This window comes from Coleofasciculus sp. A1-SPW-01 (assembly GCF_040217205.1).
Taxonomy (GTDB): domain Bacteria; phylum Cyanobacteriota; class Cyanobacteriia; order Cyanobacteriales; family Coleofasciculaceae; genus Coleofasciculus; species Coleofasciculus chthonoplastes_A.
In genome coordinates this window covers 17,928-42,502 of record NZ_JAVJNP010000128.1, presented here as the reverse complement: position 1 = coordinate 42,502, position 24,575 = coordinate 17,928, and the positions used below count along the sequence as shown (strand labels likewise).

The window sequence follows — 24,575 nt, the reverse complement described above, 5'->3', positions numbered from 1 at the left end:
TGATTGAAGATTTGATTAACTGAGTAGAGATTTATAGGCGTTTAGGGTTTCCTGCGCCGTTCTTTCCCAAGAGAATAGTTTAGCTCTTGCTTTACCCTTTTGAATTAAGTCTTGGCGGATTTGAGCGTCACTGATGATTTTTAAGATAGCCTCAGCTAACTGTATGGGGTCGTTGGGGTCAATGAGAAGGGCTGCATCTCCAGCGACTTCCGGGAGAGAGGAGGTATTGGAGGTAACCACAGGGGCGCCTAGGGTCATGGCTTCCAGAACCGGAAGACCAAATCCTTCGTAGTGGGAGGGATAGACAAAAACATCAGCTTTAGAGTAGAAAAGGGCGACAAGTTCATCCGAGAGGTAGTCAAGATGATGGATATGGTGATTCCAGGGAGAGTTTTCAATGGCGGCAAATATAGGTTTGTGATGCCAGCCTTTTTGACCGATGAGAATTAGATGATGCTCGATTTTATATTTTTGTTTAAGATGGTTAAAAGCAGAAATTAAAGTAGTAATATTTTTTCGGGGTTCGATGGTGCTGACAAAGAGGATATAGGGGTGGGAGAAGTTGTAGTTGATAGATGTATAAGATGGAATGGATAGGCGATTAGAATGATAACGACTGGCTAAGGGGGTAACATAAATACGCTCAATATCTATATCTAGGTATTCAATGATATCCTTTTTAGAATTTTCTGAAATGGTCAAAACTAAGTCTGTCCACTGGAGACATTGTTTTATGCGCTTTAAGTAGGTTTTTACCGTTGAATCGGTGTAATTAGGGTATTTGATAAAAGTGAGGTCATAAATAGTTATCACTTTCAAGCTATTCTGATAGGGATACACATTGTAGTTAGTGCCATGAATAATAGTGGGCAACGGTAAGCAAGAGTCTAAGTAAAGAGAAAAGAACTCGGTAAAATTCTCTAAGAGAAAGTTGGTGATTCGCACAGGTAAAGGTAGGAGATAGCGGTTGGGATAAGGATTGAGAGATTCCGGAAACTCTAAATTTTGGCGCAGCCAGTCTTTTAAGCGAGGTTGATAAGTTACTCCTAGTTGAAAGTCTTGGTGGACTTGCAGTTTATATAGGTAGTGAATTAGGTTGGCTACATAAAAACTAACCCCACTTGGTTTTGGAGATAAGGGGGTAGCATCAATGAAAACTTTTAGCATTGGTAATTTAACTCAATTTTTGTGCATACATTACAATACATTCCGTAAGTCTATCAAATACTCCTTTCCAATTTCAAACTCTAATATTGTAGAGCTTTTAATGCTTCTAAAATAGTTCAATATAGCTCGGCGTTGCTCATCAGGAGTTTCTTCATGAATAGCAATCAAATCAATATTATATTTCTGCAACCAAGCAACCGCAGCATCATCAGGTAGCTTATTTAAAATTTTCATGTCTTCCATAAATCGGTGAGGTACTTCGCCGCTAAAACCATTCACAATTTTTGCCCAATGAAGAGTTGAATCTACCATGTATTTTGCTTCATCTACAGGGTATTCTTGTAAAAAATAGAAAATAGGATAATGTAGTAGCCTCACTTCAGATGCCTTCTCGCCTAGATGAGTGGCTATGAATTGGTCAATGACACTTGGGTGATACTGATTATTAGAGTTAAAAGGAAGTTTATAGGGAAAAACTTCAACGATAAAAATAATTGATAAAGATATTCCAACTATACCTTTCATGACTGGTGTTCGACAGTGCTTCAATAAAACCTTTAAGCCCAATCCTGATAGGATAAGCACTCCTAGATAAATCATTAACGAAAATCGCTGTGTTGCTCTTATAGCACTCAAGAAGGGCAAAATTTTGGCGATATAAAATAAAGGCAGAGGTGTATTGAACTTATGGGAATAGAATCCGCTAGAAAATATTAAACCACTTAAAATGAGAGATATACCTAAAATAAGTATTCGTATATTAGAGTTGTTTTTTAAGGTGTTTAAAACAAAAACACAGCTTAACAACAAAGGTATAAAACCTATAAACAAAGTATTTTCATCCCAAATCCAATAAGGATTGTTTGGGATGAATTGTCCTAAATAGGTTGCTTTAGGAGGCGTTATATAATCAAGTATTGAAACATTATCCCCTGAGGAAAGTGTATTGATAATGCGCTCATTTAGAGATGAACTACTTGCAGTTTTTAGATAGGGTATAGCAAATATAAATAAAACTATTCCGCAAGTTAATACACTAAATATACTGTATTTTAAATTCTCAAATTTTAAGAAATTTTGATGTATCATACAAAGAAAAATTAAAATCACAATAAAAATCGTTATAATTGCTAAATACCAGCTAACAAGAGATTGCATTATAAAGAAAAACAATAATAATATTGTATTATTTTTAGTTGGTTTTTTAAGAAAACTAATTAAAAATAATGTGATGAATGGAATCCACTGAAATGATAAAATATTCAAGTGTCCAATGTGATGAATACGGAAAAACATGAAGCCCCAAAAAACCCCCCCCAAAAAACCTGCCGTGATTGAATTTGTCAAGTATTTAATTAGAAAAAATCCACCAATACAAGAAAAAATATAAGACAAAAAAATAGTTAAATTATAGCCAAACCATGGAGATCCAGAAATCCCTCTAAAGAGGACATTTACAACTGCTAGTGAAAACAGATGTTCTGAAAGTGCAATACTATTAGAATTAGGAAAAAATGCATTACCATTAAAGATATTGACAGGATTTGTTACAAGAGAATGAGAAACCCATTGTAAAGCCCAAGCATTTAAAGCTGGATCCCCCTTTGTCATTGCATGCCCTGATAGATCTTGCCACGAAAAGAATCTGGAGCAAAAAACAACCGACAAAACAGAAAATGCTATAAAAATTAAAATGTAAATAAGCAGTAATTTTAGTTTCATTTTTTTGAATAAACCATTTCAACTTAACTTCACTTAAATTATTTTACTGACCTTAGTTATGTTTCTGGAGAAACAACATCCATGTAAATTACTGGATAACTGGCGTTTTTATCATTAAACCATGCTACATTCTCTTTGACCATCGTTAGAATAAGTTGGTATTTTCCAGGAGTTGGAGGTGTACGGATAATTGCATTTACGGCAAAGGACTCTTTGGGTGAAACATCCCATGGTAAACTGGTGCGTTCGCCATCTCCATCAAACTCAACTAACTTGCCATTGGCATCTATCCAACGATAAGAAAAATTAGTTGAATTCTCACCTTCTTGAACCCATAGAAAATTACTTTTGTTTTCCACTAAAGCTACTACCTGCATCGATGAGTTTGTGTAAACAGGATTTTGGGTAATATCCAGAACAGTTATAATCTGAGAATATATTGGTTGTAGTGGTAACTGAAGTGTAGCCGAGGTGAATTTTTTTGAAAAGCTGGTAGTTTCTTGTATGGCATAGTTAGAAATCAGAATATCAGCTTTTTTACCTGAAGTAGAAGAGATCATACAAAATCTTCCTTCAATATTTTTACCCGCTATATCAAGCCAATGTAAAATCATTGCTGTATCCATCGGTTCCGTCGTAGTTCCATAGTTCGGTGGCTCATTACCCGAGTAGCCATTAACGACTGGTACATTGGCTTCAATGCCAGCCCACATTGCAGTTAGCTGGTCTACCCAAAAAGGTCTTGCAGGATTCAACGATACATAAGCAACATCGCAGTTATTCTGCATTAAGTCACGAAGTTCTGCAACTTCTTGTATCAAGGGGGCTTTTTCATAGTTAGGTGGGTTTAAAACAATTTGCTCTGACACGCTGAGAAGGCAAACCACACTTACTATTAGCCAACGCCAATATTTATTATTTACTAAAACCTTTAAAATAGAATCCAAATTTAAGCAAACTGCAATTAGTAAATAAAAATAAGCAATAGTCCATATTCTACTCACGGCTCTAATAACAGAAGCCCCGGGTACAACTTCATAAATAATTCGCCATATAGTTAATCCAAAAGGTAACCGTAATGATAAGCAGAATATTATAATAAAAGTAATTAAACAAATTTTAATCATTCGATAGTTCTGAAAACTCAATATAGACTTTAACCGAAGGATTGTATATAAAGATAGCCCAGTCAAACCAAGTAATGTAAATCCTGCAAATAAATAATGTTCATTTTGCATAGGTAAATCACGGGAAACCCAACCGAGTAAAGATGACCAAAGACTACCGGGTTGAACTGAAAACCAGGAGGAAATTCGTGGAATCATTGGGTCTACATCTGAATAGGATCTTCCTCCTAACACTGACTTGGCTTTTAAATAAGGACTCAAAGTAAAAACTGTCAATAATAACCAGCCTAAAGCAATGCCAATAATTTTTTTATAATTATTTTTCCAAAATATTATCAATAGATCTCTATTTTGTGAGTTTATTTTATACGCTGTACCCCAAAATATAGGTAAGCTAAATATCAAAAACCAGCCCAAGTAAATTCCTGATAATATTTGTAAATAAGTGAGTAATAGTATCAAACAAAGTCGTTTGATGGTTGGCTTTTCCATAAACTTTAATGAGGTTAGGAAAACCAAAGGTGTAAAAAACTGGGGAAGTAACTGCTGATGCCCAATCTTTGCAATTCGAGGCATACTGAAGGCAAATAGGAAAGCACCTAAAGCACTGAGTCCATGACCTACCTTGAGTTTTTGCATCAGGAACGCAAAACTAACAAAATTAGCAATACAGACGGCAATCATCCATAACTGAAATGCCAGATCTGATGAACAAAATGTTCTAAATAACCAATATATGGGGGCTGAACCAAAAAGGTTATCGGAAAAAGCTAATACTTCTTTGTACGGAAAAAAAAATGCGGGTGACCATACATCACCAATATAGTCACTGTTGACCAGAAGTTGAAAAGAATGCTCTAAGAAATAATTATTAAGTCTTGTGTCTCCAGGGTCAGCTTGCATTAATGAAAAACCACTGATAAGCATCGGATGGAATGCGATAAAAACTCCTATACCGCATAAAAAAATGTGTGCAAACAATGATTGTATTTTAAAGTATTTATTGTCCATAAATAATGTTGTTTTCTATACTTACTTGCTAGTTTACTCTATGTAATTTACTCAAAATCTAAAATTTCCAATCTTTGAATTTGAGATATTCTCTTTGATTATGTTTTAATGTAAAAATAATTTGATTAATAATTAATTTCAGAATTGGGAAACCTAAGTAGATGAATACGGCTATCCCATAAACTACTATTTTAATATGTCTCGCTTCTAGGTTTACAGGCTCTACAAAGGGTCGTAGTAGCGCACTAAATTCTGGCACGTACCAGCATAGAAACTCTAGTTGATAGTTATTTTCAAAGCATATACCCATATTTGCTTCACCAAAAACTGCACCACTCACACCTACCCAAATTGACCAAATAAGAACTATCAAGGTCAGCAGATTAGATAAGGTATGCTTGCTCTTATAGTGTAAGCACAAGGCAACAGAAAAAGATGCTGGGATTGAAGCGAACAGAAAAAATCTAGGTCCCCAAAATACTCCTCCATACCATGCCCACCAACGTGCATATACAACTACTAATCCCGCTAAAAAATATAACCATAACCTGTAACTTTTGTAGACTGATGGATGAATTATTGAGTTATAGGGTTTGACAGAAAGAAAGAGACCAGGGGCATAGAAAAAAACACCTTTACCAAATGAAAATAAAATCGAAATTAAACCGAATAAAAAAGGATAACTAAAACCCGGTTTACCTGAATAAGGTAGAACAGTTTTATAACCATGCTCTCCTTCATATCCACTCACTAAAGGATTACCTCGACGAATCCAGGATTCCAAAATGATAATAAAAATAGTTAAAGCTAAATAGAGACAATATCTCAAACGTTTGTTAGTCCATATACGTTCTAGCACTACTAAGGTAAAACCCATTATGGTAGCTGGAGTATTTACTATTCCCAATATTAAGAACATCCACATCCAAATTGTTTGAATAAGTGTCACGCCTAAGATACCAACAAAAACAAATATTGTCGTAAATACTTCCCCATAGTAATGCCTTAAATGATGAGGAAACATAGACCCGATGATCAGCAGTAAAACAAATTTAATTAAAATGCCTCTATCTAAAAAATTTGATAGAATTTTATAAGAAAAAATTAGTCCGATTATAAAGATAAAGTAGTTGTACCTGGCACACCAAAAAATTGGAGATTTATAGAAAAAACCAATCCAGTAAAAGGGGATAGAAAAAATAGAGCTGACGAGAGAATATTTTGTTGGTGAAATTTGGTTCTGCTCTACCAATTCTGAAATAGCAGAGAACCTTACAGCTCCGTCACCCACAATTTCAAAATTGAGAGAAGATGCAAGAACAATTAAACCAAGTCCTATTAAAATAAGTCCTAAGTTTTTTTCATTTAGATTAGATCTGAAAAAGTTAATCATAATCAAAAATTATCTCACCAATAGGTTATATTTTATGATGCAATAAACAGCCCATATCCCATCTTTCCATCCTATTTTTTTACCTTCTTTATATGTGCGACCATAATAAGATATGCCAACTTCGTAAATCCGGTATCCCATTTTAGCCACTTTAGCTGTTATTTCGGGTTCAAATCCAAACCTATGTTCTTGTATTTTGATTGATTGAATAACTTCGCGACGAAATACTTTATAGCAACTTTCCATATCGGTTAAATTAATATTAGTCAACATATTAGACAAGCTGGTTAGCAATCCATTACCTACCCTATGCCAGTAGTAAACAACTCTATGAGGACCGCAACCTTGAAAACGAGAACCATAAACAACATCTGCTTTTCCTTTAAGAATCGGCTCTATCAGGATGGGATATTCTTGAGGATCGTATTCTAAATCGGCATCTTGAACAATGATCATGTCTCCCCTTGCAGCAGCAAACCCAGTTCGCAGTGCAGCACCTTTTCCCATATTTTTTTTATGATAGAGGATTTGATCAACCTCAGATTCCATTTGGGAGCGAAGAAGTTCTCTGGTTCCATCTGTTGAATAATCATCAACTATAACAATCTCACAATCCTTAACGGGGGAGTTTTTCACGGCTTTTACTACTTGACTAATTGTCCCAATTTCGTTAAAACAAGGTATTATAACAGATAACTTCATTTTCCTTTTTCTCTGAAACTCTCTTAAATATTTTCATTTATTGCTGATGGCAAAAAACTATTATTAACTAATGGCATGGCAATATTTTTAATCCCTATCAGTAGACACCAAGATTTTGTTTATGCCTATCAAGACAATCATAGTTATGAGTTATTGCCATATTCCAACTTTAGAATTAAATTATCCAGTTTTTGCTGTACTACCTCCTGTGTAAAATTTTCTCGCCTCCGGTGCTGTGCAGCAACTACCTTGGCTCGTAGTTCTTCATCCTTCACCAACAACTTTGCCAAAGCAGCTACTTTCACCAATTCGTTTTTATGAGTAAACATTAGCCCTGCCTCACCTAATGTCTCCGGGATAGCGCTGCTCTTATAAGCCAACACAGGAACATCAAACCACATTGCTTCAACTAAAGGAACGCCAAATCCTTCATGTTCGCTCATCGACCAAAATAGATGAGAAGTCCGGTAAAAAGCTAATAGTTGGGTCTCATCTACTTTGCCTGGAATTAGAGTATACTTATCGAGGGAAAACTTGTCAATAGTATTAAGAATGCGGCGGTAGTAGGGTTCATTGGGAGCATACTCTCCTACTAAAATCAATCGCCCTTCTCGATCCATTGTCAGGTAATGAGCAAAGGCTTCCAACAGATCTTCGTGGCGCTTGTTTGGCACGATTCGACCGACAAATAGCAAATTAGTCTTACCATCTTGTAACTGGCTCATCAATGCAGCATCTGCGGACATATCCCATTGGCTGGGATCTATAGCAATTGGTAGCACTCCTGGACTTTTAAACCCAGATGCTGCCAGTTCGTCAGCATTGTAAGCTGATACTCCCAGTGACATGGGAAAATCCTGGGCAAGTTGTTTTAAATCCTTCCTACCCTTTTCCAACAGATTAGCCACCTCCAGTCGATAGGGTCGAAAGAATTCAGCAGGTGTAATGTTGTGATAAATCATGCATTTAGTACCTGGGTGGGCAATCGCATAATCTGTAACTTCACAGCCAATTGAATGGTGGTAGATCAAGCCAGCTTGAGAACTAATGTTTTGAGGAAATTTTTTCGCTTCATGAGCCATTTTCCGATCTAAATGTTTGACTATAATATCTGACTTATATCCACAACGGCGCAAGTAATTTCTGATCACCAAAACTTGATTAGAGATAGCATCCCCATAGGAAAAACCAGGTAGGAGCTGGTGAATTTCCTGTAGTTTCTGACGTCTGGGTTGAGCTGGAACAGCTACGGTTCCTTGAGTACATTCCAACACCGCTTCATACCGTTCCATTACTTTATGCCATACCGCATTTTCTTTGGCATAGGCTTGACCATTTTCACCATACTTTGCCAGTTGTTCCTCTGCCATCTGGTCAAGCTTAACCATCAAGTCTACCCATTCCCTCTGTGACCCAGCCAGCCAACCCCCTTGGGCGCATTCTACAGTGACTTTGGTTGCTAGACAATCTCGATGAGCAGCAACAGGTTTCCCGTAGAACCAAGCTTCCATGATAACGCGGGAATAGCTTTCATTGAGGCTAGGTTGTAACAGAGCGGTACAGTGAGTCAATAAAGCTTTCTTGTCTCTCTCGTCAACTAACCCTAAATCAACTAAACCTGGAACAGAGTTGTTAAAAGACTTACTTCCCGGACCAGCTAGAACTAACCTGAGGCTAGACTCTCCATAGTTCTGCTTAAACTTAGCATAAGCTTTTATTAATAAATCTAGATTTTTGGTTAAATCGCGGCGACCTAAATAAAGGACAAAACGGTCTTTCTTTTCTAAAATTTTTTCTAGCTTATCTATTTGTTCAGTGGGGGATTTATCAATCTCTACTCCCTCTCCCACCACAGTGATTTTAGGAATAATTCCAGGACCATACAAATGTATGGCTAGCTGAGCTTCGCCTTCACTATTCAACAACAATCCCTTTGCCGAATGAAAAAGATTAGCTACTTGAGGCAAGTAAGCATAGACTTCATTGTGCAAGCAGGGTTGTAAAAATGCTTTCTTGGACACTAAAGGCAATCCATTTAAAATAATACCATAAAGATAAGGGATAAACAAAAATGATTGATAGAAATTCTGATGTTTTTTAATATAATTGAGTAAAGCAGTTGAATTTATATTTTCCGAACAAAATATAGCAGCTTCCTCTGGTGTGACGGGATTGACTCCAGGTTTTAACGCTGAAGAGGGCAAGTTAAGCATCCGATGGTTTACTCGATTAAAGGTTTCATGATCAGCACGATCCACGCGAAAGCGGCGAATCTTTATACTGTGTTCTTGAGTAACTCCAGCTTGGAGATGGTTGACTGCCCAATTATCCATAAATGAGCGGCAACAGGTTGTTAATACTTCGATTTTGTGACCTCTACAGGCAAGGCGTGTCGCCGCCTGCCATGTCTGTTGCTCAGCTCCTCCTTTCAAATCTTTACCAAACCAAGGAATTACAATTGCCAACGGTTTCATCGCTTATATCCAATAACAGCATAATCTCGGGAACCATAGAACCAGTTACGAAGAATCTGCCATTCCGGTTCTTCTTTAGAATCAAAAGGGCTTGTTTCCACAGGGTTTAAATAGAGTAATTGAACACGGTAAAATCCTTGATATTCCAAAATAAATCGTAGAGTTTCTGGAAAAATTGGAGAACGATGAGTTGGATCACTGTAAAAGTCACAACTCCCCACTATAAAATTCTGAGGATTGGGAGTCTCAAAAATAGCCAACCCCCCTGGCTTCAAAACTCTAATAACTTCAGTTAGTAGCTCTATTAACTTTGGAAAAGTGAGATGTTCAACAATGTGAAACCCTGTCACTGCTCCTAAGCTAGAATCGGGTAGGGTTCGCAAATGAGAGAGAGCATCAGACTCAATTACCTCAAGCTTCCTTGCCTGACATTCTTCTACCATCATGCGATTGATGTCTAATCCTTTTGCTAAATAGTTGGATTCACGCAGCAATTCCAGCCATTCACCCCGTCCACATCCCACATCTAGAATTGGTGAGGTATCTGACTGACCAACTTTTGCCTCCTTAATTATGGGCAAATAGAATTTTAACCGATTGAGAATATCTTCGCGACTGCCACGAAATCGGTCTTCAAAAGCTACATAAAACTTATCTGACAAGTGCTGGTATTCCTTTTCCCAGTTGGAAAACTGCTCTTGACTCAATAGTTCGGGCTGATGTTGACACGCCTTTTCTAAGAAAAGGCTAATGAGCCGCTTTTGTTGTGCTAAATCATAGTTAATCTGACTCTGTTGTCTGATGTATCGCTCATTCATAGCCGTGATTTGTGACTGAAGAGCATCCCTCAACTGTTGATTGAGAACCAGAGACTCTCTGAGAGCTTGGATTAAGGCAAAATTAACAGCTCGTTGTTCTTTAAATATAAAGGTATACAATTTCAGGACAAGTTTCTGCAACCGTCTACTGATATTGAAAGGAAAACGATTCAACCTATCTGGCAATTCTGTGCGAATTTGAGACTTAAATTCAGCACTAGCTATCAAAGCTTCTATTTGGCTAATTGTTCTATCAATGATTGGACTTATAGCAGGAACTTGAAAACTGTCCTCAACAGGTCGCTCCTGAGTTCTAGCTACCTCTACCTTAATCTTTTCTATTAATTCATCAACGTTAATTTCCGGATTATTTGACTCAATCATACTATCAGACTAAGACTGTTAGATTATGCAAAATTATAAGTTTTTTTTATCACCACTAACCCAAAAAAAATAGTTAATTTTTTGTTGGGTGATATGAGGTATTCTGATCGTACCATATTATCCATGATTTTACTCCCGTCGCTACTATAGCAATCCTAAATAGGATGCCACAAGTTAACGGCTTTAAACTCAGGTATAGCAAGGGTTTCAGTTTTGAAAATTGCCACAACCTAAATAGGATTGCTATATTCAAATCATTGTCGCCTCAATACGGTAAACAGTAATTACTCAAAGAAGTTGATAGGCAACTTCGGTATTTTTTACACGAATATTGGCATTAAGATCTACTAATCCTTCACATTGATTGTCGTTCATGACTTCAAATACAACTAAATCATTGATCCAGTCATAACTCAAACCCTCTTCTGAATGTATGCCGACTGTTACCGTATAAATTCCTTTATTTAAATGGCATGGAATCTGGAAAGTTACACTCATTTTTTGTCCTAGTTCTAGGTTAGGCAATTTACAGTTCATTAAATTTGTGTTAGTTCCATACATGACCAATCCCATTAAGTTTCTAATAGAAATCCCTATGACTAGATCTGAATTCTTGGCATTACATACCAAAGAAACGACAATCTTGAAAATCGAACCCGTTACTATTTTCGTTATCTCTCGTTCATGTAAATCACAAATTTTTACATTATCAATAGCGACAAGTTGGTTGCCATGCCTATATAAATCTGTGTTGTGATAGTTTTGCGTAAAGTTATTAAATGCAACCATCGACTTGTTTTTATCCAACCTATCCCTTGCCAAAGTTATATTTTTTTCATCGTGTTTATTGGCTGAACTTAATAGGGCGATATAGGAGTCGATGACTATTTTAGGACTGCCAACTTCTATGATTGAACCCTGATTGATTAAGGCGGCTCTATGGCAAAGCATTTTAACACTAGCGGAATCATGAGAGACAAACAATATTGTCACTCCTTGCTCTTTAAGCTGGCGTATTCGCTTCATACAACGAGCTTGAAATCTTGTGTCTCCCACAGCCAAGGCTTCATCTACAATTAAAATTTTCGGCTCTAAATTCGCCACAACCGCGAATGCTAAACGCACTACCATGCCGCTCGAGTATGTTTTAACGGGTTGGTCAAGAAAGTCACCAATGTCCGCAAAAGCCGCAATGCGATCAAACTTCGCTTCTATCTCTTCCCGACTTAACCCCAGAATTTGACCATTAAAAAAGACATTTTGTCGTCCGGTAAATTCTGGGTTGAACCCACTACCGAGTTCCAGCAAGGCGGAAACTCGACCATTAACCCACACCTCACCTGTCGTTGGTGTCAACGTTCCGGCGATAATCTGCAACAGGGTACTTTTCCCTGAACCATTTTGCCCCACAATGCCCAGAGTCTCCCCTTGGGCGACTTCCAGATTAATATCGCGCAATGCCCAAAACTCTTGGGCGCGGCTCTTTCCTGGCAGTACTATTTCTTTGAGTCTATCTAGGGGACGGTTATAGCGCTTATAGCACTTGGAGACATTTGTCAATGAAATCGCTATCTCACTCATCACACCAGTACGGTTTTAGTAACCTCTAGAGGACATCAGCTCACGCTAATCGCGTCGCTGTTCAATTCACACACCACATTAAAACAGTATCAAATAAACTCGCCTAGCGCACCTGGCAATGCCTTGGGAGCATGTCAGGGATAGCACAAAACGTTCTTTTCTTGTAGGTTGGGTAGAGTGTAAGCGTTACCCCACAGGTAACCCGTGCGAAGTTAGGTTACTCAAAAAGAAGGTGAAAGTCTACATGCCTCAACCCAACCGACAAAGATGACATGCTCCTTGAGTCTTGCCAGTACTGACCGCTTCTTACCCTGTACAGTTCCAATATCTTTAGGACTTACGCACAGACCCAGCTTAGGGGAGGTCAGTTGTTGGGTATAGTGGGTATAGTTTGTACTTATTTTACTGAGCATAAATCAGAGCGAATAAGAGTATGTTTTGGTTAAAATGTAGCAATTTTTTTCTAAATCAATTGCATTTTTGAAAGAAGCCTGAGTGAGTTACCTGCCTGGAAGTTATCTGCTATCCTGAAAAACCTTATTTAACTGAATACCCAAAGGTCTTTTATCTAAACTAACTCCCAAATTAATCGGAGTAAAGCACCTTGATGTTTTAATTTGTATTGAGATGTTAGAGCCTGTTTTTAATTGAGAGATATCCAAAGTTTCCTGATACTCACCTGGAGAATTAATCAAGCGTTGGTAGTAAGCAATCGTTTGTCCTTGTTGTTCTAAGTTGAAGTCAAGGGTCAAAGGACGCCTTTGAGCATCGGCATGATGGACAATGTAATTGAGCTTGAGATAATTTTCAGTGACTGTATAGGTTTCTTTAAACAGACCGCTAGTCTGGCGATCGCTATATTCAGCAGGTTTGTAACAGAAAAACTCTGATTGGAACGGAAGTTTACCATAGCTAGTTTTTACTTCATAAATCGCTCCGACGACTAGGGCTGTTGTCATGGCTATCAGAACATAACGCCAAGCTTTAGGCAATGGTATAAGCCGGATCGTCGGGGAAATGGATTTTTCGCGTTGTTCATCTACATTGGATGCTCCTAGCAAGATAAACAGTAAGAAAAGCAGGTTGGGGATCAACAGGGAATGACCATAGAGATTTCCCGAAAATAGTCCCACTATCAGGACAGTGATAATTTCCGTGGATCGATTTCTTAGGTACAGACCTTGGTAAAGAAATAAATAACAAAAAACAACTAACCCAACCAGACCTGTTTCCACGAGAATTTGCAGAAAATAGTTATGAGCATTTTCTCCATTATATGTGGCAAAGAAATCAGACTGGCTAAACTCAGCAATTGAACTTTGGCGATAGAAAATGCCCTTACCTAAACCCAGAATGGGATAGTGGCTATACATTAATAGATTGGAACGAAATATTTCAGGGCGCTGACTTAGGGCAGTGTTGAAGTCTTCAAATGACTGAGATTGTAACACTGAATAAAGTCGGCTAAATAAGCCTCTGTTATCCCAATTAACACTTAAATAAGCTGTCCCTAAAACTAGAATCAACCCCAATAAAACTGTTGTTGCCTTACCTCGGTTTGTAGTCCGGAAAACAAAAAATAAATAACTAATAACGACAATACCTAACATGACGATCGCAAAGCGAGAAGCACTAACAACGACTCCAGCAACCGCCAGGAATGAAAAAGCCCCGGCTATCCATTTAATCAGGACATTAGTGCTGCTTAAATAATAGAGTCCCCCCATAACAGCGGCTAAAGCATATCCTCCATAAGCGTGAATATCGGGGAGGAAGCTGTTGACACCCAGCGCGACACCGTCTCTGTTGTAGCCAAGTCCCGTTAACTTTGACCACAGCGCATAACCTAAAATGATAGTTGTCGCTATAGCCAGAGGTATTAAGAGGCTTTGTTTTAACTGTGACGGAGTGCGGATTAGGTTGAGTAACCTGATGCTGAGTGTAATCGCAGCCGTAAAAATAACCAGATCTCTGAGCGGAAAATAGTCATCATGAAAGCTGAGGTAGCGGATATTAGCGAGATTGTAAAAAAATCCTTTAAGCGAATAAGGAGATACAGACTGGTAAAGATTGCGAGATATAGCGATCGCGACGGTTATAATGATAACAAGGTGAAAAGCAATTAGCAGGGATTCAAGTATCCTAGCTTGATCCCAGTCTGTATTTCGATCAAGTTTTAATCGCTTGGTAAAAACATATATAATAAATAGCCCGAATAAAACCCCAATTACACAATCTAGGCTCAAAATATCTGCCATGGGAATGGCGATATTAAATAGGGCTTGAGTTTGAGGAAAAACACCAGCTGTGAAGGGAAGTAAAAATACTAAAATACCGATACCATAGAGAGGATGAACCACCGTTGATATCAATATTCCTAGAAATAGGACAACATTAACCCAAGGCAAGGCGTTATAAGCGTTGAAAAAAGCTTGAATAATGAAGCAAGTAATCAGAAAAATCGTCGAAGCGAAAAAGTGAAAATTTATTACCTTAGTCATCAGCGAATATACATTGAACTTAAGTATTATCTGTTGCCGATTTCTTGTTCCATTGCTGACTGTTTACAGACAGGGTAATCTTCCAGAACAGTAATACAATGCTGAGCGGTTTTCCAGAGACAGTCAGGAGGCAAGCTAGCCGTAGTCGCGTCTAAGAGAGTCGCGATCGCCTTTTGCTGGGATAAGGGTGCTGGCGGTTGACTGGAAACTGCTAAAATTTTGGGGTGAGCGGTGGGTATGACTTGTTCTGTAGCACAGACTAACGATTCATGCAATTTCTCACCGGGACGCAATCCGGTAATTTTAATTGGGATATCCCGTTCTGGCATGAAACCCGCTAACTGGATCATTTGTTGTGCCAAGTCTAAAATTTTCACAGGTTGACCCATATCTAAAATTAAGGTTTGACCGGATTGTCCCACAGCAAGGCTCTGAATCACAAGCTGAGATGCTTCGGGAGTGGTCATGAAATAACGGGTCATATTGGGATCAGTGACGGTGACAGGACCACCTCTGGCAATTTGTGCCTGGAAAATTGGGATCACACTACCACGACTTCCTAAAACGTTGCCAAAGCGCACCACGAGAAAGCGGGTTTGGTTTTTGGCGGCGCACGCTTTAACCAAGAGTTCAGCTAAACGCTTGCTTAAGCCCATAAAGTTACAGGGATCAACGGCTTTGTCGGTAGAAATGAGGACAAAGGTATCTACACCCTGTTGTTCCGCCAGTTGTGCCAGATGAGCCGACGCCAAAGCATTGTTTTCTAGGGCTTCAGTGGGGTTATGCTGCATTAAGGGGACATGTTTATGAGCCGCTGCATGGAAGACAATTTCCGGTTGCCAGGTTTGGAAGATGGTCTGGATACGACGCTGATGGCGGATATCGGCAATAATTGGTGTCGCCTTCAGGTTGGGGAAGTCGCGGCGTAGTTCTTGTTCAATATTGAAAATACTATTTTCCCCGCGTCCCAGTAATAGGAGGTGTTGGGGTTCCAGACGGGCAAGCTGGCGACAGATTTCTGAGCCAATCGTACCGCCTGCACCCGTAACCAAAACCGTGCGCTGATAGACTTGCGATCGCGCGGAGGGAAATTGCTGATTAAATTCATCGGCAAAGTCCAGTTTAATCTCCGGACGTCCCAGGATATCCTGGATTTGGATGGGTCTAGCTTGGGGAGTCAGGGAGCGATCGCACAACAGTTCGGCTTGTCCCGGTAACACTTTCAGCTTCAGGGCGCTACCTTGGGCAAGTTCCACCAATTTGCGGATTTGGGACGCCTTAGCCGAGGGCATAGAAATTATCACTTCATCGGCGTTGAGGCGTTTGGCAATGGGTACAAGTTGGGATGTCATACCGAGAACGGGTATACCTTCCACTTTACGTCCTATCTTCGTGGGATCATCATCCAGAAAGCCGAGAATTTCCAGATTAAGCTGGCGATTTTGGTTGACTTCCTGGGCAATTTGTGATCCTGCCCGCCCCGCACCGACTAATAGTACCCGCTGGGGATCTTTGGGTGAAGCCGTGCGATCGCGTGGATGGTAACGGACAAACCGACGACGGGCGTAGCGCAGGGCGATCATCCCCATTACACAAAAACTCCAATCAATCACAGCCACACCCAAGGGAATTCCCGAAAAGGAGGTAAAACGGGGAATCAGTAAGCGAGTGATGACTAGAATTAGTAACGAATAGAGGGTGATGGACTGGCAAAGGGTGGTGGCATCTTTAAGTCCAAACAGACGCCAGACTTGCCTGTACAGACCAAACGTGGCGTGAAACAGCAGACGCCCTGGAATCGCCAAGAGGGGAAGCATCCAAGCCATGGTTTGGTGAGAAGCGGGAATATGACCATCAAAGCGGAACCAAAAAGCAAGGCTAAAAGCTGACCAAGCTACAAATCCATCGAGTCCGAGTTGTCCCAATCGATATGCGGAAGGAAAGAGCCTTTTTTGGGGCATGAACGGCACCTCTAAGGCGATACTGGCTGCAACAAGGTATGATACATTGGCTTTAACGTCCTGGCTAGGATCACTTTTGTTCCCCACAGATAAGCCTATCAGTTGCACAAAAGGTTCGTAGTGGGAACTTTAGTTCCCTAAGCGTAGCTACTTTTTCTGGGATAACTCATCCTTGAGGCGTCTGGCTTGATCGCGGATAATCGCAGCCAGGATGGCAACCATGAAACTAGCGATCGCAGCCAGTACGGCGATTTGTACTAGGGAGCGTGTTGGTTCAACTTTGGATTCGCTTAAGAGTTGGATCGAAATAACTTGAGCTGTAAACTCTGCTAGATTCTCTTGGGCAGGTTCGAGATACTGTTTGTCAAATTCTAGGCTAGCAATGCGAGCCACAACTTCTGCCCGTTGTGTCTCTAGCGCCTCCAGCCTGAGAGTCGTTCTAATCCGTTCGGGATCAATACCATTGGAGTCACGAACTTGAGCAATTTGTTGTTCGAGCTGTTCGAGAACTTGTTGCTGTTTGGTGATTTCCAGCTCGGTGCTGAAGAGACTATTGGCGATCGCTTTACCTAATGTATCTTGAAACTCCTGCTGGAGCAGGGTAGAGACTTGAGAACCCGCTTCAGCCAAGAAACCCGTATCGGGCGATCGCATGGTGATGTCGATCTGCTGGGTTTCGGTGTTATAAGTGGGCTTGACATCAGTTTCATCAATTTTGTCGTAATAATTCTCTAACAGTTTCACCGTTTTGTTACTGGCTTGCTGGATATCAACACCAGGAATACCTGCTACGGAAATGGGAACCGGGGTGACTGACAGGGTGAGCTGTTTCTGGTATTGTTTGGGCATCAGCAGGGAGAGCGCGATCGCGACGGCTGAGAGTCCCAGTGTTCCCCATGCCATAAACGTCCAGTTGCGGCGGAAAAATTGAATAATATCCAGTAAGGAAATTTCATCTTCATCCTCAATCGTTCTCAGTTCTGTATTTTGCGTCAATTCCATAGTCCTCCTACACCGAGCGAGCATGATTACCATTAGCATACAGCGTCGAGCTGTAGCGTCATGAGAGTGAATTCAATAGCTGATATCAATCAACTTTTCTAGACTGGCAAGGGAAAATCAGCAACCCTGGTGTCATTGTTGATCGGGTAGGGATATGGGTTCTACTGGTGTGATCCAGCTAAAATGGTGGTGTCAACTTAAGGTGAAACCCCTTCTCCCCCAGCCCCTCTCCCACCAGGGGAGAGGGGATGAGTTTTCTTAACTACTGTGATAATAGGGAGGATAAAATGGCAGGAGAAGCCCTTTATGAACGGGATTTTTATAGTTGGGCATTCAATCAAGCGAATTTACTCCGTCAGGGTAGGTTTGAGCAGTTGGATTTGGGTCATCTGGTTGAGGAGTTAGAAGACTTGGGGAATCGTCACTACGATCAACTAGAATCTCGATTGATTCAGTTGATCGCTCACTTGTTGAAGTGGCAAGTTCAATATTGGAAACAAACGAACAGTTGGCGAGCGACGATTCGGGTGCAAAGAACGGCGATTGCCAAGCTGCTACGGCGTAATCCAGGGTTGAAATCCCGCTTAGATGAAGCGATGGAGGAAAGTTGGCTTGAAGCCAGGGATTTGGCGATCGCGGAAACGGATTTACCCGATGAACAGTTTCCTGACGTTTGTCCGTTTTCCTTCGAGCAGGTGATGTGCGAAGACTTTTGGCCGAATTCTCAGATGGAGATAGAAGGTTCATGAACCTAGCCCTACTTCGTGAAAAGGATTGGTTGGTGACCAAGAAACCCTAAAGGTGACGCTTACTGGAGGAATCATGAATTCGGCTAGTCTTGACCAACAATTGATTCCGGCTTTAGAGAATGGCGATCGCTTGAGTCGTGCTGAATTTGAGCGACGCTATAATCTGATGCCTGATCTGAAAAAAGCGGAATTAATCGAAGGAGTCGTTTACGTGCCATCGCCTCTACGCTACATGTCTCACTGGGCGGCTTGGCGCGATTTTTCAGCCGCCTAACCTCCCCCGGACGCGATCGCACTAGACAAAAAAGGAAAAGGTATGCCTTTAAAGGAAGCATCTCTCGAAGTCGCTGAAGGACTTTATGCTCCAGAAACCTTAGGGAACATGATTGACCGCAGCAGGATTATTGATAGCGCCATGACCCTCATTTTACCTAACTCAGGTACATCAAATTAGGTTGTATGCCCAAATCAAGCGTGACCTGTAGTGGACTGACACAGCTAAAATTGTGGAATAGATTTGACGGTTAAATTGGGCGCACGCCGTGCGCCCCTACAATTCTAATTCACCATTTTAAGTGTGCCACGCCACTACGTTGAGGTAATTCAGATGCCTTCTCCCTTTCCGGGTATGGACCCTTATTTAGAACATTCCGAATTATGGGCGGAGGTTCATAGTCGGTTAATCGTGAACCTAGCCGATTTTTTGGGTCCGCAACTGCGCCCTAAATACCGAGTCGCTGTCGAAAAACGAACCTACACTGATCTGTCAGACGCCGCGTTAGTCGGGCTTCCCGATGTGGCTGTTGTGTCTAGACGTTCAACCCCAAATCAGAATTCATCAACAACTTCATCAACGGCGATCGTATTAACTCAAAATGAACCTGTAACGGTTAGAATACCGATGCCGGAAGAAGTCAGGGAGAGTTATTTAGAAATTCGAGAAATTGGAACGGGGGCGGTGGTGACAGCTATAGAAATCCTGTCCCCGAACAATAAGCGTGCGGGTGTGGGACGTCAAGCTTATTCTCGCAAGCGCCTGGAGGTTTTAGGCAGTTTTACTCATTTAGTCGAAATTGATTTGCTTAGGGGGGGAAAGCCGATGCTGATTTTGGGAGAAAGACCGCCTGGTGATTATAATATCTTAATCAGTCGTAGCGACAAACGACCTCTAGCTCAGTTGTATAGGTTTGGGGTTCGTGAGAAAATTCCAGTTTTTCCACTACCTTTAACGTCAAACGATGTGGAACCCATTGTGGATTTACAGGAGTTATTCACCCAAGTCTATGACAGAGCCAGCTTTGACTTAGCCGTGGATTATGGGAGTGAACCTGTACCCCCTCTCAAGGCGGATGACGCCGCTTGGGCAGCTACCCTGTTGCAAGAGAGGGGATGGCGATAATTGTCAACAAGAGTGTAAGCTGTCACGTATTTAAATTGGGAATGGGTAGCGAGCAAGATTGGGTAGCGAGCAAGATGCTCGCACTACAAGGCTGAGAGCCATTATTCTATCTATATCATGGGAAAATGTACCGTCCTATAGACCCCAATCAACCGTGACCCGTAGGGTGGGTTAGGCGGTATTAAATTTAGCAAATGAACCGTTCAATAATAAATCCGCCGTCACCCACCAAATTATCATTGATTCCAGAGGGAAATCAAATACCCAGCCGGATTTATACCAGCTAAAATAGTATTTTATACAGCCTGATCGATAATTTGAATTGTGCCGATTAGACGACGGCTAGAAAATAGATTTATATTGATTGGAGCATGAGAACGATGAATCTAGAGGCTGAATACGATCTGGACTTCTATGCTTGGATTCGTAAAAATGTAAAATTACTGCGGCGAGGCTGTTTGTCCGAAATTGATGTGGAGCATATTGCTGAAGAGTTAGAAAGTATGGGCAAGTGTGACCTCCGTCAACTTCGCAGCCGCTTACAGGTTTTAGTCATGCACCTGCTCAAGTGGCAATATCAACCCGACAAACAAAGCAAAACTTGGCTAGTGACGATTGATCATCAGCGTGATGAAATTGAAACCCTATTGCTAGATAGTCCTAGTTTAAGAAGCGAGTTGGAGCAGGGATTGGCAAGGGTGTATCCGAAAGCTGTGCGAGATGCCTGTAGAGAAACGGGTCTTCCTGAGACGACATTTCCCTTATCCTGTCCTTTTGAGATAGAAGAGATTTTGGCTCAAGAGTTTCTGCCGGATTGTCGTTAGTTTTCGTAAATACTGTGATAATGGGGAGGAGAAATAGGAGTCGCCCGCTGATTGTGGAAATCCAAATAGATAGTCGAGGAAAGAGGGGAACGAACACGAAAATGGAAGAGCTAAAAATCAAATACCCAGCCGGATTTGAAAATGCTGTGCAAATGACTAAGGATGAGATGGAGCAGCATATCCGTTTAATGGCTGCCCTGAAAATGTTTGAACTGGGAAAGGTTTCGGCGGGAAAAGCGGCTGAGTTAGCGGGAATGTCAAGACTCGATTTTTTTGAGACTTGCAGCCGATATCGAGTCAGTGTTTTTAATTATCCACCAGAAGAGCTTGAATTAGAACTGGAACAGGATTTAGAACGGCTTAGGAACGCCAGCTAACTATGAAACTTGTTGTCAATACAGGTCCGATTATTGCCTTAGCCAAAATTGGAAAATTGGTTTTACTCAAAGATCTGGCTCCAGAAGTATTTATTCCCCCTACCGTTTACCGAGAATTATTGGCGAAATTTGGAGCCGAATCGGAGCAGATTGAGCAAGCTCTTACTGATTTTATTCGGGTAACAGAGGTAAGGGAGATTGACCGAGCTGTCGAAATAGCCATTGCTGGTTTGGATGAAGGGGAGAAACTAGCGATCGCTCTGGCGGCAACCTTTACAGAAGACATTGTGTTAGTGTTAGATGATCGTGCGGGCAGACGGGTAGCACAACAACTGGGTTTGACCACGACAGGATCGATAGGAGTTTTACTACGCCTGAAAGAAAAAGGAGCAATTGAGAACGTGGGAGTGCTTTTGACAGATATGAGAGAGCGGGGATATTGGCTTTCGGATCAAGTCATAGAAGTGGCTAAACGACTGGCTGGAGAAGAGGATTGATTGGTGCGACCAAGATATCCTGAAGGTGTGACGCTTACGGGAGGGAAAATGAATCCGGCTAGTCTTGACCAACAATTAATTCCTACTTTAGAGAATGGCGATCGCTTGAGTCGTGCTGAGTTTGAGCGGCGCTATAATCTGATGAGTGATCTTAAAAAAGCGGAGTTAATTGAAGGAGTCGTTTACGTGCCATCACCTCTACGCTACAACCGACATGGCAAACCCCATGGCAAAATTATTACTTGGCTGGAAGTTTATGCGGCGGCTACACCAGGGGTTGAGGTAGCTGATAATGCGACGGTACGCCTGGATTTAGATAATGAACCGCAGCCGGATGCGTTGCTGCGGCTAGATGAAGAGAGTGGGAGGCGATCGCGAATTAGTGAGGATGATTATGTTGAAGGAGCGCCAGAGCTAATTGTTGAAATTGCCGCCAGTAGTGCGTCTTATGATCTCCATGATAAGTTACGGGCTTATCGGCGCAATGGGGTGCGAGAGTATTTAGTGTGGTTGGTGCAGGGTAGAGAGTTTCGCTGGTACATTTTGGAGCAGGGGGAGTATCGACAGCAGCAAGCGGATTCGTTGGGGATGTTGAGTAGTCCCTTTTTGCCAGGGTTACGGTTGGATGTGCAGGCACTTTTGCGGGGAGAGATGTCGCGAGTTCTAAGTATTAAATCGGACACCATCCTTTGCGTCCCTAAGGTTTCCAGGCGTAAGGTTAATCCATCAAATCTAGATTAGGCAAGCCAATGGAAGAACTACTAGAGTTGAAAGGTTTACTCCTCAAAGGTGATATTTCTGGGGCATTGGTCATTGTTGAAGAATTGGAGGAAATGAGCAGAGACGACAAAATCAATAATATTCGCAGCTACGCCAAAATTCTACTTCTCCATTTAATCAAACAACAAGCTGAAAACCGCACCACCCGCTCTTGGGATGTCTCTATTCGGAATTCAGCCCTAGAGATACAGAGCAAAAATAAACGACGCAAAGCAGGCGGTTATTATCTTAAACCGGAGGAATTGCGCCTCGCCCTAGAAGAAGCCTATGAACAAGCCCTCAATGGCGCATCTCTTGAAGTCGCTGAAGGACTTTATGCTCCAGAAACCTTAGGGAACATGATTGACCGCAACAGGATTATTGATAGCGCCATGACCCTCATTTTACCTAACTCAGGTACATCAAATTAGGTTGTATGCCCTACAGTTAATTTACCCTTGAAAATCTTAAACCCGACTTAGGCATTACAATTCAATAACGGCTTGAAGTTTTTGCAGCCGTGCCAGAATGGGTTGGGGCGTCAATTTTTAGGTAATTTTATAGAGTGGAAAAATGTGCCGTCCTATAAAACCAAATCAAGCATGACCCGTAGGATGGGTTAGGCGGTATTAAATTGAGGAAATAAACCGTTCAAGGATATATCCGCCGTAACCCACCAAGTTATCATTGATTCCAGATTAAAATCAAAGAACTAGCCGGATTTATTTGATTGGAGCCTCCCCCACGCGATCGCACATTTAAATTGGGATTGGGTAGCGAGCAAGATTGGGTAGCGAGCAAGATTGGGTAGCGAGCAAGATTGGGTAGCGAGCAAGATTGGGTAGCGAGCAAGATTGGGTAGCGAGCAAGATTGGGTAGCGAGCAAGATGCAAAGCCTGCGGCATGGCTTCGCTTAACGCACTACAAGAATGAGAGCCATTGTTCTATATCATGGAAAAATGTGCCGTCCTATAGACCCCGATCAACCGTGACCCGTAGGGTGGGTTAGGCGGCATTAAATTTAGGCAATGAACCGTTCAATAATAAATCCGCCGTAACCCACCAAGTTATCATTTTAATGGGGTCATGTCTGATCTTAAAAAAGCGGAATTTGGATATACAGGCACTGTTGCAGGGAGAGATGTCGCGAGTTCTGACTGTGCTACAGGAGAGATTGGGTTCTCCAGAGCATCAGGCATTTGTGGCACAATTGTCTAGAGCGTCAGCTGTTACAATCTGTGGCGATTAGGTGGAGAAACTGGTAGTGTAGATTTATGTTGCCACCGTCGATTAAAATTTGAGCGCAAATAATCAAGATTTAAACATGGACGAATTAATGGTTCGTTTAAATTTACCCCATGATTTACTTGGGGTACTTGATGTCTCGGAAACTGACTTAGAAAAGCGTATCCGAGAATTGATTGCCATTGATTTATTTCAAAAAGGGAGGATTTATTCAGGTAAAGGTGGAGAATTGTCAGGGGTCTCTAAATGGGATTTTATTCAGCTTTTGAGCCGATATAAGGTTCCTTATTTTAATCAAACTCCAGAGGATTTAGTGGCTGAGGTAAATCTCCTAGAAACCCTATTGAATACAACTGAACAATGATTGTGGTTTCTAATGCTAGTCCCCTAATCGCTTTAGCCCAAATTGGGCAATTGCAACTGTTGTGTTCTGTTTACAAAAAGATACATATTTCCCCAGACCCGTAGGGTGGGTTAGGCGGTATTAAATTGAGGAAATGAACCATTCAATAATAAATCCGCCGTAACCCACCAAGTTACCATTGATTCCGGGTTAACAAAAGATTCGGGTTCCTCAAGAAAATTAATGGATTTGCCCGTAGTATGGGCAAGGGGAAACGAACAAGGATGAAATTTGGTCAGATAGGAGTTTCCCCCGGACGCGATCGCACCCGTTAGGGATGAGCCAAAACACCTGGGGTCAGGTAGGGGCGACCCCCTTGCACTAATGAAAACTCCGTTCCCCTCAATTTGTCGGGTTGCCCGTTCCTCCCCTACTGGCTGGAGAAAAACTGGCGATCTCGTCCTATACTACTATTTGTACTAGGGAGCGGTTCTAATCCGTTGAGGATCGATGCTATTGGAGTGGCGAACTTGAGCAAT

20 protein-coding genes and 1 pseudogene are annotated in these 24,575 nt (G+C 41.2%); 10 read left to right on the top strand and 11 right to left on the bottom strand.

What is annotated here, in order from left to right:
• Nucleotides 1-15: 15 nt before the first annotated feature.
• From RH949_RS19535 to RH949_RS19485, 11 genes are all read right to left on the bottom strand, one after another.
• Nucleotides 16-1,167, bottom strand: a complete 1,152-nt coding sequence (locus RH949_RS19535) for a glycosyltransferase family 4 protein (protein ID WP_446355461.1) — start codon at nucleotides 1,165-1,167, stop codon at nucleotides 16-18.
• A 30-nt stretch (nucleotides 1,168-1,197) separates the two neighbouring features.
• Entirely contained in the window at nucleotides 1,198-2,889 is a 1,692-nt protein-coding gene (locus RH949_RS19530; protein ID WP_446355459.1) for a hypothetical protein, read from the bottom strand.
• A gap of 56 nt (nucleotides 2,890-2,945) precedes the next feature.
• Complete coding sequence (locus tag RH949_RS19525) at nucleotides 2,946-5,027, bottom strand: hypothetical protein (protein ID WP_446355457.1); 2,082 nt, start codon at nucleotides 5,025-5,027, stop codon at nucleotides 2,946-2,948.
• 58 nt (nucleotides 5,028-5,085) lie between these two features.
• A complete protein-coding gene (locus RH949_RS19520) occupies nucleotides 5,086-6,420 on the bottom strand; it encodes a hypothetical protein (RefSeq protein WP_446355455.1) in 1,335 nt (444 codons plus the stop codon).
• A 9-nt stretch (nucleotides 6,421-6,429) separates the two neighbouring features.
• A complete protein-coding gene (locus tag RH949_RS19515) occupies nucleotides 6,430-7,122 on the bottom strand; it encodes a glycosyltransferase family 2 protein (protein ID WP_446355453.1) in 693 nt (230 codons plus the stop codon).
• Between the two features lie 143 nt (nucleotides 7,123-7,265).
• Entirely contained in the window at nucleotides 7,266-9,596 is a 2,331-nt protein-coding gene (locus tag RH949_RS19510) for a glycosyltransferase family 4 protein (protein ID WP_446355451.1), read from the bottom strand.
• Complete coding sequence (locus RH949_RS19505) at nucleotides 9,593-10,798, bottom strand: class I SAM-dependent methyltransferase (protein ID WP_446355449.1); 1,206 nt, start codon at nucleotides 10,796-10,798, stop codon at nucleotides 9,593-9,595. The genes RH949_RS19510 and RH949_RS19505 overlap by 4 nt, the downstream gene beginning before the upstream one ends.
• A 288-nt stretch (nucleotides 10,799-11,086) precedes the next feature.
• Nucleotides 11,087-12,382, bottom strand: a complete 1,296-nt coding sequence (locus RH949_RS19500) for an ABC transporter ATP-binding protein (RefSeq protein ID WP_446355447.1) — start codon at nucleotides 12,380-12,382, stop codon at nucleotides 11,087-11,089.
• A 512-nt stretch (nucleotides 12,383-12,894) separates the two neighbouring features.
• A complete protein-coding gene (locus RH949_RS19495) occupies nucleotides 12,895-14,880 on the bottom strand; it encodes an O-antigen ligase family protein (RefSeq protein WP_446355445.1) in 1,986 nt (661 codons plus the stop codon).
• Between the two features lie 26 nt (nucleotides 14,881-14,906).
• Nucleotides 14,907-16,949, bottom strand: coding sequence for a polysaccharide biosynthesis protein (locus RH949_RS19490; RefSeq protein ID WP_446355443.1), 2,043 nt, complete (start codon nucleotides 16,947-16,949; stop codon nucleotides 14,907-14,909).
• A 39-nt stretch (nucleotides 16,950-16,988) separates the two neighbouring features.
• On the bottom strand, nucleotides 16,989-17,843 hold the full coding sequence (locus tag RH949_RS19485; protein WP_446355441.1) for a hypothetical protein: 855 nt from the start codon (nucleotides 17,841-17,843) through the stop codon (nucleotides 16,989-16,991).
• 248 nt (nucleotides 17,844-18,091) lie between these two features.
• Here RH949_RS19485 and RH949_RS19480 point away from each other — a divergent pair, with 248 nt between their 5' ends.
• The 10 genes and pseudogenes from RH949_RS19480 (at nucleotide 18,092) to RH949_RS19435 (ending at nucleotide 24,057) form a co-directional block, all read left to right on the top strand.
• Nucleotides 18,092-18,592, top strand: coding sequence for a DUF29 domain-containing protein (locus tag RH949_RS19480; RefSeq protein WP_232231792.1), 501 nt, complete (start codon nucleotides 18,092-18,094; stop codon nucleotides 18,590-18,592).
• A gap of 73 nt (nucleotides 18,593-18,665) precedes the next feature.
• A pseudogene (locus RH949_RS19475) lies at nucleotides 18,666-18,833 on the top strand (Uma2 family endonuclease); the annotation flags it as partial.
• A 75-nt stretch (nucleotides 18,834-18,908) separates the two neighbouring features.
• Nucleotides 18,909-19,046 (top strand): hypothetical protein, encoded by a 138-nt coding sequence (locus RH949_RS19470; RefSeq protein ID WP_006104504.1) that lies wholly within the window; start codon nucleotides 18,909-18,911, stop codon nucleotides 19,044-19,046.
• Between the two features lie 153 nt (nucleotides 19,047-19,199).
• Entirely contained in the window at nucleotides 19,200-19,991 is a 792-nt protein-coding gene (locus RH949_RS19465) for a DUF4058 family protein (protein WP_446355439.1), read from the top strand.
• A gap of 380 nt (nucleotides 19,992-20,371) precedes the next feature.
• On the top strand, nucleotides 20,372-20,815 hold the full coding sequence (locus RH949_RS19460) for a DUF29 domain-containing protein (protein WP_446355437.1): 444 nt from the start codon (nucleotides 20,372-20,374) through the stop codon (nucleotides 20,813-20,815).
• Between the two features lie 101 nt (nucleotides 20,816-20,916).
• Nucleotides 20,917-21,192: a UPF0175 family protein gene (locus RH949_RS19455; RefSeq protein WP_446355435.1), complete on the top strand. Its 276-nt coding sequence runs from the start codon at nucleotides 20,917-20,919 to the stop codon at nucleotides 21,190-21,192.
• Nucleotides 21,193-21,194: 2 nt separating this feature from the next.
• Nucleotides 21,195-21,689, top strand: coding sequence for a DUF3368 domain-containing protein (locus RH949_RS19450; RefSeq protein ID WP_446355433.1), 495 nt, complete (start codon nucleotides 21,195-21,197; stop codon nucleotides 21,687-21,689).
• A gap of 48 nt (nucleotides 21,690-21,737) precedes the next feature.
• Nucleotides 21,738-22,430: a Uma2 family endonuclease gene (locus RH949_RS19445; protein ID WP_446355626.1), complete on the top strand. Its 693-nt coding sequence runs from the start codon at nucleotides 21,738-21,740 to the stop codon at nucleotides 22,428-22,430.
• 8 nt (nucleotides 22,431-22,438) lie between these two features.
• The gene (locus RH949_RS19440; RefSeq protein ID WP_446355431.1) at nucleotides 22,439-22,879 is read left to right on the top strand and encodes a DUF29 family protein; all 441 of its coding nucleotides are present in this window, start codon (nucleotides 22,439-22,441) and stop codon (nucleotides 22,877-22,879) included.
• Nucleotides 22,880-23,784: 905 nt separating this feature from the next.
• Nucleotides 23,785-24,057, top strand: a complete 273-nt coding sequence (locus tag RH949_RS19435; RefSeq protein ID WP_446355429.1) for a UPF0175 family protein — start codon at nucleotides 23,785-23,787, stop codon at nucleotides 24,055-24,057.
• The last annotated feature ends 518 nt before the right edge of the window (nucleotides 24,058-24,575 follow it).